Origin of the sequence: Pedobacter chinensis (genome assembly GCF_003339865.1) — a bacterium.
Taxonomy (GTDB): Bacteria; Bacteroidota; Bacteroidia; order Sphingobacteriales; family Sphingobacteriaceae; genus Pedobacter; species Pedobacter chinensis.
This window is the reverse complement of record NZ_QPKV01000015.1, coordinates 105,704-117,270: the sequence shown is the minus strand read 5'-3', so window position 1 is coordinate 117,270 and position 11,567 is coordinate 105,704. Positions and strand designations below refer to the sequence as shown.

Annotated in this window: 9 protein-coding genes; 7 read left to right on the top strand and 2 right to left on the bottom strand. The window is 37.2% G+C overall.

The features are described 5' to 3' along the window. Positions 1 to 855 precede the first annotated feature (855 nt). Positions 856 to 1,554, top strand: a complete 699-nt coding sequence (locus DU508_RS22770) for a ComF family protein (RefSeq protein WP_115404972.1) — start codon at positions 856 to 858, stop codon at positions 1,552 to 1,554. Between the two features lie 59 nt (positions 1,555 to 1,613). Further along, a complete protein-coding gene (locus tag DU508_RS22765; protein WP_115404971.1) occupies positions 1,614 to 2,990 on the top strand; it encodes a hypothetical protein in 1,377 nt (458 codons plus the stop codon). 266 nt (positions 2,991 to 3,256) lie between these two features. On the opposite strand, the gene glyA is transcribed toward DU508_RS22765, so the two are convergent. Both glyA and DU508_RS22755 read right to left on the bottom strand, forming a co-directional pair. Next, a complete protein-coding gene (gene glyA, locus DU508_RS22760) occupies positions 3,257 to 4,528 on the bottom strand; it encodes a serine hydroxymethyltransferase (RefSeq protein ID WP_115404970.1) in 1,272 nt (423 codons plus the stop codon). A 227-nt stretch (positions 4,529 to 4,755) separates the two neighbouring features. Beyond that, entirely contained in the window at positions 4,756 to 5,499 is a 744-nt protein-coding gene (locus DU508_RS22755; RefSeq protein ID WP_115404969.1) for a segregation and condensation protein A, read from the bottom strand. Positions 5,500 to 6,047: 548 nt separating this feature from the next. Here DU508_RS22755 and dxs point away from each other — a divergent pair. The 5 genes from dxs (at position 6,048) to DU508_RS22730 (ending at position 11,487) form a co-directional block, all read left to right on the top strand. Next, a complete protein-coding gene (gene dxs, locus DU508_RS22745; protein ID WP_115404967.1) occupies positions 6,048 to 7,976 on the top strand; it encodes a 1-deoxy-D-xylulose-5-phosphate synthase in 1,929 nt (642 codons plus the stop codon). Positions 7,977 to 8,196: 220 nt separating this feature from the next. Then, complete coding sequence (locus tag DU508_RS24280; protein WP_317047860.1) at positions 8,197 to 8,838, top strand: mannose-1-phosphate guanylyltransferase; 642 nt, start codon at positions 8,197 to 8,199, stop codon at positions 8,836 to 8,838. A 124-nt stretch (positions 8,839 to 8,962) separates the two neighbouring features. After that, the gene (locus DU508_RS24275) at positions 8,963 to 9,280 is read left to right on the top strand and encodes a hypothetical protein (RefSeq protein WP_317047859.1); all 318 of its coding nucleotides are present in this window, start codon (positions 8,963 to 8,965) and stop codon (positions 9,278 to 9,280) included. 130 nt (positions 9,281 to 9,410) lie between these two features. After that, entirely contained in the window at positions 9,411 to 10,523 is a 1,113-nt protein-coding gene (gene gmd / locus DU508_RS22735) for a GDP-mannose 4,6-dehydratase (protein ID WP_115404966.1), read from the top strand. Positions 10,524 to 10,542: 19 nt separating this feature from the next. Beyond that, complete coding sequence (locus tag DU508_RS22730) at positions 10,543 to 11,487, top strand: GDP-L-fucose synthase family protein (protein ID WP_115404965.1); 945 nt, start codon at positions 10,543 to 10,545, stop codon at positions 11,485 to 11,487. Positions 11,488 to 11,567 lie beyond the last annotated feature (80 nt).

Genomic DNA, 11,567 nt, shown 5'->3' with positions numbered 1-11,567 from the left:
TAAAATTGGTCATCTTTTTTTGTTATGTCTGTCAGACATTGACTTTAAAATCAAGCTTCGGAACTCTGTACTTGAATCCGTACTTCATTACCCCGCTTGCGCTACATTGACATCTCTTTTAAGAACTTCTCCGGCCTTGAACCTCGCGGCGGCCTCTTTGTGTATCTTCTCGCTTCCATCGGGCATGAGTCTTGTTCGTCTCTTCCCTGTTTCCGCTCGTTTTGATCTTTGTTCGTCGATCGTCGTGACATCCGCCACCTGATCTCTTTTTTCCCTTCGTTTCCGTTGGGAGTGCAAAGGTAGGAATCTTTTTCTGACTTCCAAATAAAAAACGATTTATTTTTTCGCCGTCCCTTTTTCCCTTTTGCCTTTCAATGCGCCGGCATTCCGACCGGCCCCCCGTTCCTTCCGGACCGGGCCGCAAAGGTAGCGATCTTTTTCTTCTCTCCAAATTTATTTTGAAAAAAAATCCAGGCCCTTTTCCTCTCTCACGATCCCCATGCCCAACCTTTCAACCTTACCGTCTCCTCCGAAGCGGGATGCAAAGGTAGAAAAAACAAACCCATTTCCAAAGCCTTTGTCGCTTTTCTTCTGCTGTTCTCCGTAAGCCACTGTCCATCAAAGGGAAAAATTTAACGCGGCCACAGCCAAATCCCTCATGGGCCATCAAGTCATTAAGGGAATCAAGGCCTGGACGTGGGGCATATGACCTTGAACCCATCTCCATAAAAGGCCGTTTGGCAACCGGTAGACGTTCAAAAAGAAGGATCGGATGATGAATATATGGGAGAACGGGCTGGAATTTTTCCAATAACTTTGATTTAATATTCAAACAAAATTTAATAGATTAGATAAATGTTAGCCGTTAAACGTTTGGGTTATGATTTAATAGGATTGCTGTTTCCAAACCTCTGTAATGCTTGTGGCATTCCTTTATATTACAGTGAGCGTTTGATATGCACAAAATGTTTATACGATTTACCTTTTACTGACTACCATATTCATAGCGAAAATAGAGTGGCCAAACAATTATGGGGAAGACTACCCCTAAACGCTGCGATGGCCATGTTGTATTTCAGAAAAGGAACCAAGGTTCAAAACCTGATCCATAACTTAAAATACAATGGAAAAACTGATATTGGAATTTTACTAGGGAATAAGCTTGGCGAAAGATTAAAACTAAGCTTATTATATACGGATGTAGACTTGATTATTCCAGTTCCGTTACATTTGAAAAAGCTAAAACAAAGGGGTTATAACCAAAGCACCTATATTGCAGAGGGGATTTCGAATATTATGGGCATTCCATTTAGTGAAACAGATCTCATTCGAAATATTGCAACGGAAAGCCAAACAAAAAAAAGCAGATACAACAGGTATGAAAATATGCAGGACGTTTTTAAGGCCGTTAAACCAGATTTACTAAAGAACAGGCACATTTTATTGGTTGATGACGTTGTAACAACCGGAGCTACGTTGGAAGCTTGTGCTAATGAGCTTTTGAGTTGTGGTGCTTCGAAGGTAAGTATTGCTGCACTGGCTTATGCTGAATAGCTTTGTTTGTATTAAATAATCTTTATTGCAATCACTCAAAAATTATTTAAGTTTGATTTATGCCCAAGATGATCTGCTTTGCTTTTATACTAATAATAATCTCTTCTGGTTGCAGAAAAGAAGAGCGAATTACAACAGATCAAAATGCAATGCTTGCTTTTTCCACTGACAGCGTTTTATTCGACACTGTATTCACATCCGTTGGTTCTATTACTAAAGGCATAAAGATCCTGAATAAGAACAATGCTGCAATTAGTATTTCCGATATCGGTTTAGCTGGTGGAAATTCATCTGCATTTAACATTAATATCAATGGGGAAAACGCCAGTACTAAAAGAAACCTTATCATCAGTGCCAGAGATTCAATAAATGTTTTCGTTAAGGTTACCATTAATCCAAACACAAACGGATTACCTTTCATTGTGCAAGATTCGATCATATTCAACACGAATGGAAACAGGCAGGTTATTCAATTGGCTGCTTATGGACAAAATGCTGTTTTCATTAATGGTTCATCAATCAATACCAATACCACCTGGACAGATGATCTACCATATATCATTAATGGGGCGGTAACGGTTAGAAGCAACTCATCATTAACGGTACAGCCTGGTGCCCGGCTTTATTTCCATAAAGATGCAAGCTTGAACATTGAGGGCAATCTAATCGCCAATGGATCGATTAATAAGCCTATATTATTTTGTAGTGATAGGCTGGAAAGCTTATATAGTAATGAGCCGGGACAATGGAAAGGAATCTTTTTAAAAAGAACCGGTAGCGGTGAGATCAAATACGCTACCATCAAGAATGCATCAGTAGGTATAACCTCAGATTCACTTTCAATAAACGCAAATCCGAAGTTGATCCTGAGTAATACAATTATAAAAAACATGCAGGTTGCTGCATACATAGGATATCACTCAGAGTTATTAGCTTTTAATAACCTGTTTTACAATTGTGGTAATTACTTAATATATGCTGTTGGGGGTGGCCATTATAATTTGAAGCAAAACACCTTTGCGGGTTATAATTTGAATTTTCCACGTAAAACCGCAGCGCTGAGCTTTTCAGATTACTTATCTACAAAAGCCTACAACAATCTTAGCCTGGATTTAACCAATAATATTATCTGGGGTTCATTAAGTAATGAGTTAGATATCCAGCAAAAAACTTCAGCCATTGTTCAGAGCAATATTTGGAATAATCTAATCAAGACCACAGTTACCACTTATGCCAGCAATGACAATATTTTAAACACAGACCCGGCATTTGTATCGCAGCGCTTAGAAAATTTTGAGTTAACAAGTGGTAGTCCGGCTTTAAAAAAAGGATATGACCTTAGTACCGATGTTTATTTTAACAGCTATCTTAACAGGGATATAAAAAATATGACCAGATTTTTTCCTTCGTCGCTAGGTTGTTATGAGAAAAATTAATTTTTTTTCATTTCTCTCAAAACAATTTCTGTCTGAAGCCGTTTATATATTCGAGAGCGTTAATTTAGATGGTAAGGGTCGATATTTCTTCAAAAGAATATCGGCCCTTTACTTTTAGACCAGGATTTTAAGATTGTAGGATTACCATGATCTGTTCAATAGTAGGATCATTTGCAAAAAGGACTTAACACTTCTTTTGTGCACAAAAAAGCAGCTACAAACTAATGTAACTGCTTTCTTTATGTATCTAAAGTATATATATAATATTATTTATAAAGTGGAAATGCACCAACCAGATTGATCACTTCTGCTTTAACTGCATTGATATTTGCTTCATCTTCAGGATTTGTTAAAACCTGATCGATCAAATCAACGATTTTCTCCATTTCAGCTTCTTTTAAACCGCGGGTAGTAATTGCAGCAGTGCCTACGCGAATACCGGAAGTAACAAATGGCGACTTATCATCAAACGGAACCATATTCTTATTAACGGTGATTTCAGCTCTTTCCAAAGCATTCTCTGCAACTTTTCCGGTGATGTTTTTATTTCTAAGATCAATAAGCATTAAATGGTTATCAGTTCCGCCAGAAATAATTCCGTAACCTTTTGCCACAAAAGCTTTAGCCATTGCTTGCGCATTAGCTGCTACCTGTTTAATATAAGTACCGTATTCATCAGTTAATGCTTCTCCAAAAGCAATTGCTTTTGCTGCTATGATATGCTCTAATGGACCACCCTGAGTTCCAGGAAAAACAGCCATATCCAATAGATTACTCATCATACGGGTTTCGCCTTTAGGCGTTTTCAATCCCCATGGGTTTTCAAAATCTTTGCCCATCATAATCATCCCACCACGAGGGCCACGTAAAGTTTTATGTGTAGTAGTTGTAACAATATGACAATGTGGAAGTGGGTTGGCCAATAAACCCTTAGCGATTAAACCCGCCGGATGTGAAATATCTGCCAACACCAAAGCACCAATTTTATCGGCTACAGAACGGATAAAAGCGTAATCCCACTCACGTGAATATGCTGATGCACCGCAGATAATTAATTTTGGTTTCTCTGCTAATGCAACCTCTTCTAATTTTTTATAATCAATTAATCCGGTTTCTTTCTCTACCCCATAAAATAATGGTTGGTATAATTTACCCGAAAAGTTAACCGGCGAACCATGTGTTAAGTGACCTCCGTGAGAAAGATCGAAGCCTAAAATTTTATCTCCGGGTTGAAGAACAGCTAACATAACCGCTGCATTTGCCTGCGCGCCAGAGTGAGGTTGAACATTAACCCACGCTGCTCCAAATAACTCTTTTGCTCTATCAATTGCAATTTGTTCCACTACATCCACCACCTGACAACCACCATAGTAACGTTTACCTGGTAATCCCTCTGCATATTTATTAGTGAGTACAGAACCAGCAGCTTCCATTACCTGCCTGCTTACAAAGTTTTCAGATGCGATAAGCTCTAATCCGTGCTCCTGGCGGTTAAGTTCTTTATCAATAAGTTCAAAAATTTGGGTGTCGCGTTTCATCCTTATATAGGTTTGTATTTTTTTGGCAAAAGTAAGAAATTAATCGCTAATACAGGGGTTGAATATGAGTTAATTACAAGGAGTGTCGGAAGTCAGGTGTCAGATGCCCGATGTTTTGGGATTTGATTATCTATCCTTGTTCGGTAGCTTACCAAACAGATCAATCAAGCTAGGCCTGTAAATAGTTGGTAAAACCTGTAAATGGTTGGTAAGCCACTACCATGAAGTTATGTTAGCGATTTCACTTTGAAATTATTGAATCCGCTACCTATGGTTATCTCTACGATCTGCTGTTGCAGCATTTCTAAAATCGCTAAGAAATTATAAACGAAATGTACTTTATTCTCTGAATTCTTAAGCACCAGGGCAAAATCAATCTGCTTATTAATATCAAGTAAATTCGCTATAAAATGTTTTTGTTGTTCAATGGTATAAGGGTATTGAACAACGGTATGTTTAACCTCCTCACTTCGCAGTTCATATTTTTGCATTGTTCGGTGATAAACCGTTAAAAGTTTATATAAGTCAAGCGACAAAAGTTCATCTTGATGTGAAGAGGATTCAGCAGCCAATGTTAAATCGTATTCAATGTTACCTCTTCGCTCCTGTTTCATCCTTGCTTCCTCAAAAACCTTCATTTCTTCAGCAGCAGATTTGAATTGTTTATAAGCGATCAGTCTGGCGATCAAATCCTGCTCCGGGTTAATTTCATTTCCTGCCTCATCAACCTCAATCCGAGGCAAAAGCATTTTAGATTTTATTCGCATTAAGGTAGCAGCAACGAGAATGAACTCGCTTGCCACTTCTACGTTTAGAGCCAGGAGTTGATGGATATAAGCCAGGAAATCATTGGTGATCTTTGCAATTTCGATATCTTGAATATTTAGTTCATCACGCTCAATAAAGAACAAAAGTAAATCGAAGGGGCCTTCGAAAACCGGAAGTTTAATTTCAAAATTCTCTGACTGCATTTATACAAAAATAAAAAAAAGCCAGAAAGAAACAGTGATAATGAAAACATTACACTGTTTGATAAGATTTTCGAAGATTAATTACTTCCAGTTAATATATAAATTGTTTGATTCGTATCTAATTGAAATAGATATTCCTTCAAGTCGTTAATTACTGCTTTTCTAATTTTCACAACTTTTCCAGAAGAATAGTAGTCATCAATGATCTCATCACCAATTTTTACACTGTTAAGTTTTCGTATCGGAGTGTTTTGCGTTAAATTTATCATACTTCTAAATTGAGCTTTTATAAATAAAATTATAAACAAAGTAGATTAGCGCCGAACACTAGTCGAAAAAGCAAACAAGATAATAGATAAAGAGATACCAAAATCTAAATTTAAGTAGTATTAATAATACATGATTATTGCTTGTAAATATGCTTTAATCAATTTAATTTATTTGGACATGGCTTGCTCCGGAGCTAGCTGAATTTAGCCTCAAGATTTTTTTTTGTATTAAAACAAAAATACCTTACTTTGTATCTTATTTTTTTACCCAACCACTGAATGCAAGTTAAAGCTGGCCCCCTATTATCTAAAATCAACTATCCTGCTGACTTAAAGCAACATAGAGAATCTGACTTAGAACAAATAAGCCAAGAATTACGTCAATACATTATTGATGTTGTGAGTGTGAATGGAGGCCATTTTGGCTCCAGTTTAGGTGTTGTTGAATTAACAGTTGCCCTGCATTACGCACTGAATACCCCATATGATAAATTGGTTTGGGACGTGGGGCACCAGGCTTATGGACACAAAATCCTTACTGGCCGCAGAGATTTATTTCATACCAACCGTATTTATAAAGGTATAAGTGGGTTTCCGAAAATTTCAGAAAGTGAATACGACACCTTTGGTGTGGGTCATTCTTCAACTTCTATTTCCGCAGCTTTAGGAATGGCTGTTGCGTCTCAGTTAAAGGGAGAAACAGACCGGCAGCATGTTGCAGTAATTGGAGATGGCGCAATGACTGCTGGTTTGGCTTTTGAAGGATTGAATCATGCTGGTATTGAAAACAGTAATGTGCTGGTTATTTTGAATGACAATTGCATGTCGATTGATCCAAATGTTGGTGCATTAAAAGAATATTTAACGAGCATTACCATCTCAAAATCCTATAACCGGTTTCGCGATGATATTTCAAATGTATTGGCTGGCCTTTCCAAGCTTGGTCCTAACGCACACAAATACGTTAAAAAAATTGAGAAAAGTATAAAAGGCACGCTTTTAAAACAAAGCAATTTATTCGAAGCATTAAACTTTAGATATTTCGGGCCCGTTGATGGCCACGATGTTAAACGTTTAGCACAAACGATAAAAGATTTATCTGCTATTCCGGGTCCGAAATTATTGCATTGTATTACTGTAAAAGGCAAAGGATTTGCATTAGCTGAAAAAGATCAAACAAAATGGCATGCGCCAGGTCTTTTTGATAAGATAACAGGCGAAATTAAGAAGAGCGTGCCTGATAAACCTCAGCCACCCAAATATCAGGATGTTTTCGGGCATACCATGGTGGAATTGGCAGAGGCAAACGATAAAATTGTTGGGATTACACCTGCCATGCCTTCAGGTTCATCACTAAATATCATGATGAAAGCGATGCCAAAGCGTGCTTTTGACGTGGGTATTGCTGAACAACATGCAGTAACCTTTTCTGCAGGTTTGGCTGCACAAGGTTTAGTGCCTTTTTGTAATATCTACTCTAGTTTTATGCAAAGGGCCTATGATCAGGTAATACATGATGTTGCCATACAAAAACTAAATGTTGTTTTCTGTTTAGATAGAGCAGGTTTGGCTGGTGCAGATGGTGCAACACACCATGGTGCTTATGATATTGCTTATATGCGATGCATTCCAAATTTGGTGGTTTCTTCTCCAATGAATGAAGAAGAACTACGCAACCTTATGTTTACTGCACAGCAAGAGAATATTGGACCATTCGTGATCCGCTATCCTCGCGGCAATGGTGTAATGCCTGACTGGAAAAGACCTTTCAAAGCGTTAGAAATTGGAAAGGGACGAAAGATATGCGACGGTGATGATGTGGCCTTGTTAACCTTAGGCCATGTAGGTAATTTTGCTGTTGAAGCACGTACTGAATTAAATAGTGAAGGGATTTATCCGGCACACTACGATTTAAGATTCGTGAAACCACTGGATGAAGAAATGCTGCATGAAGTATTTTCAAAGTATAAACATGTGATTACTGTTGAAGATGGATCACTCCAGGGTGGAGTTGGTTCAGCTGTGCTGGAGTTTATGGCTGATAACGGTTATTCAACAAATGTAATTCGCCTTGGTATTCCTGATCAATTTGTTGAGCATGGAGAACAACCTGAGTTATGGGCAGAATGTGGGTACGATAAGGATTCAATTATAGAAACGGTAAGAAAAGTAGGATTTAAAAGAGTAACGGATAGTATGGTGGGTTAATCTGAGATTCAATCTTCTAAAAAAGGCAATAACTTAAGTGTTATTGCCTTTTTTTATTGCACATAGAGTTTACTTTTTTGGGCAATGCTTAGTCATAAAGGGCCATTGCCAGGCCCGTTAAATTAATGGTTCTTTGTAAAAAGATGAAACTGTGATCAATAAAAAATGTAATTCAACAACAAACCGTTTTACATCATATCACAAGATTTAAACTCATAAGATGCAGACACAAGATAAAAACACTTATGTTTTAATTATGGCAGGTGGCGTTGGGAGTAGATTTTGGCCAAAAAGCAGAAATAATTTTCCCAAGCAGTTTATCGATATTTTGGGTAGTGGCAAATCTTTACTTCAATTGACTTACCAGCGATTTTTAAAAATCTGTCCAAGTGAAAATATTTACATTTTAACGAATGAGATTTATACAGATATTATTGAAGAGCAAATTGGTATCCAGGCAATTAAAAATATTATCTCCGAACCCTGCAGAAGAAATACAGCCCCATGTATAACCTATGCAACATTCAAAATTGAAGCCTTAAATCCTGATGCAAATATTATTATTGCACCATCCGATCATCTGATATTAAATGAAGAGGTTTTCATATCCAGCTTAGAAAAAGCTGTTGATTTTGCCACTCATAATGATGCACTAATAACTTTAGGGATTACCCCTACCAGGCCAGATACAGGATATGGCTATATTAAATTCGAGCCAGGTAATGGAGATGTTTATAAGGTAGCAGAATTTTTGGAGAAACCCGCTTTGGAAAAAGCCACTGCGTTTGTAAAAAGCGGAAAATACGTTTGGAATGCAGGGATATTCATTTGGAATGTAAAAATCAATCCTTTCAGCTATTGAAAAATATGCTGAAGAACTTTTTACAATTTTCAATCAGAAAAACATCTACAATACTGATAATGAACATGAATTCATTGCTAAGAACTATCCCCTTTCAAGCGATATCTCTATTGATTATGCTGTTATGGAAAAGGCTGACAATGTTTATACCATTACGGGCGATTTTGGCTGGTCGGATTTAGGCACTTGGGCATCTTTACATGAAGTAATGGAAAAAGATTTAAATAGTAATACATTTTCGGGGAAAGCCTCAGTGCTGGAAGATACTCAAAATTGTCTCATTCAATTACCAAATCAAAAAATTGCAGTGGTAAAAGGCTTAAGCAACTTTATTGTTGTTGATGATGGACATGTGTTACTAATATATCCTAAGCCCATGGAGCAAGAAATAAAAAAGATTTCTAATGCAGTGGTTGCTAAACTGGGTTCAGATTACCAATAAAATCAAGTCATAATTAACTGAACGTAAACCACATAGTAACAAAGGGCTATTGTTCGATTTATAAACTATAAATACTTTAGTTTTCTAAATAAAGGCCTTCAACAAAAAACCAAAAAAATTATCTCATAAAATGAAAAAAGCGCTTATTACAGGAATTACCGGTCAGGATGGAGCATATTTAGCTGAACTGTTATTGAAAAAAGGATACGAGGTGCATGGTATTAAACGTAGAAGTTCAATGTTTAATACTGATCGTATCGATCATCTTTATCAAGACCCTCATGAAATCAATATCAGATTCAAACTACACTACGGCGACCTTAGTGATTCAACAAATCTAATTCGCATCGTTCAAGAAGTTCAACCAGATGAGATTTATAATCTTGGAGCGATGAGCCATGTAAAAGTTAGTTTTGATACTCCTGAATATACTGCAAATGCAGATGGTATTGGAACATTACGTCTCTTAGAGGCTTTACGCATTCTTGGATTAGAAAAGAAAACACGTATCTATCAGGCATCAACTTCCGAATTGTACGGTTTAGTTCAAGCAGTTCCACAAAGTGAAACCACACCTTTTTACCCTCGCTCGCCTTACGCTGTAGCCAAAATGTATGCTTACTGGATTACTGTGAACTATCGTGAAGCCTATGGAATGTTTGCTTGTAATGGAATACTTTTCAACCACGAAAGTCCGTTAAGGGGTGAAACATTTGTGACACGAAAAATCACAAGAGCAGTTTCTAAAATAGCCCTTGGCCTTCAGGATAAATTATTTCTGGGAAACCTTGATGCAAGAAGAGATTGGGGACATGCAAAAGATTACGTTGAAGCAATGTGGCTGATTTTACAACAAGAAACTGCTGAAGATTATGTAATTGCAACTGGTGTAACCACAACGGTTAGAGATTTTGTGAAAATGTCTTTCCGGGAGGTTGGTGTTGAATTGGAATTTATTGGAGAGGGTGTAGATGAAAAAGCTTACGTAGTGTCTTGCTCAAACATAGATTTCCAACTGGAAATTGGTAAAGAAGTAGTGGCAGTAGATGCCGCTTATTTTCGCCCTACAGAAGTGGATCTTTTAATTGGCGACCCTACCAAATCCAAAACAAAATTGGGTTGGGAACCAAAATATGATTTACCTGCTCTGGTTAAAGAAATGATGACTTCAGATGTTGAGCATTTTCAAAAAGAACTGATGCTTAAAGATGCAGGCTACCAGGTAAAAAATCAATTCGAATAAAACCATTAAGCACTTAACTTTGGAAAAGAACGCAAAAATATATATTGCTGGTCATCGTGGTATGGTTGGGTCAGCCATCTACCGCAAACTTGAAAGAGAAGGTTACAGTAATATAATCACAAGGACATCACTTGAACTTGATTTACGCAATCAGCAACTCGTTACTGATTTTTTCGAGCAGGAAAAGCCTGACTATGTATTTTTAGCAGCGGCAAAGGTTGGCGGCATTGTTGCAAACAATACGTACAGGGCAGATTTTCTATATGAAAATTTAGCTATCCAAAATAACATTATTCATCAATCTTATTTAAATAAGGTTAAAAAACTGATGTTTTTGGGATCAAGCTGCATATACCCAAAATTAGCACCACAACCTTTAAAGGAAGATTATTTACTAACCGGTTTGCTTGAAGAAACAAATGAACCATATGCTATTGCTAAAATTGCCGGAATAAAATTATGCGAGGCATACAGGGCGCAATATGGCTGTAATTTTATATCAGTAATGCCAACAAATTTGTACGGATATAACGATAATTACCACCCAGAAAATTCTCATGTTCTGCCAGCGCTGATTAGAAAATTTGATGAGGCTAAGAAAAACAATTATGATGCAGTGGAGATTTGGGGTTCTGGAAAACCAATGAGGGAATTCCTTTTTGCTGATGACTTAGCCGATGCCTGTTTCTTCCTGATGCAAAATTACAATGAGGCTGGCCTGGTAAATGTTGGCACTGGAGAGGATTTGACAATTAAAGACCTTGCCCTATCCATAAAAGAAGTGATTGGTTTTGAGGGGGAGTTAAAATTTAATGCATCAAAACCAGACGGCACACCGAGGAAACTGATGGATGTGAGTAAGCTTCATGGTTTAGGTTGGAAACATAAAACAGACTTAAGTAAAGGTTTAGCCTTAGCGTATGCTGACTATATCTCTGGAAATGAGATTATGAAAACAGCATAACGCTTAATCAAAAGTAATATTTGATGATCCGGATCTTTATAATCTCTAAAAGATGATTGACCGAGCTCATTTTTATAACA

What these genes read in the sequence shown, in the direction of transcription:
- DU508_RS22770 (WP_115404972.1), top strand. Translation starts at nt 856, where the DNA reads ATGTTAGCCGTTAAACGTTTGGGTTATGATTTAATAGGATTGCTGTTT.
- DU508_RS22765 (WP_115404971.1), top strand. Translation starts at nt 1,614, where the DNA reads ATGCCCAAGATGATCTGCTTTGCTTTTATACTAATAATAATCTCTTCT.
- glyA (WP_115404970.1), bottom strand. Translation starts at nt 4,528, where the DNA reads ATGAAACGCGACACCCAAATTTTTGAACTTATTGATAAAGAACTTAAC.
- DU508_RS22755 (WP_115404969.1), bottom strand. Translation starts at nt 5,499, where the DNA reads ATGCAGTCAGAGAATTTTGAAATTAAACTTCCGGTTTTCGAAGGCCCC.
- dxs (WP_115404967.1), top strand. Translation starts at nt 6,048, where the DNA reads ATGCAAGTTAAAGCTGGCCCCCTATTATCTAAAATCAACTATCCTGCT.
- DU508_RS24280 (WP_317047860.1), top strand. Translation starts at nt 8,197, where the DNA reads ATGCAGACACAAGATAAAAACACTTATGTTTTAATTATGGCAGGTGGC.
- DU508_RS24275 (WP_317047859.1), top strand. Translation starts at nt 8,963, where the DNA reads ATGGAAAAGGCTGACAATGTTTATACCATTACGGGCGATTTTGGCTGG.
- gmd (WP_115404966.1), top strand. Translation starts at nt 9,411, where the DNA reads ATGAAAAAAGCGCTTATTACAGGAATTACCGGTCAGGATGGAGCATAT.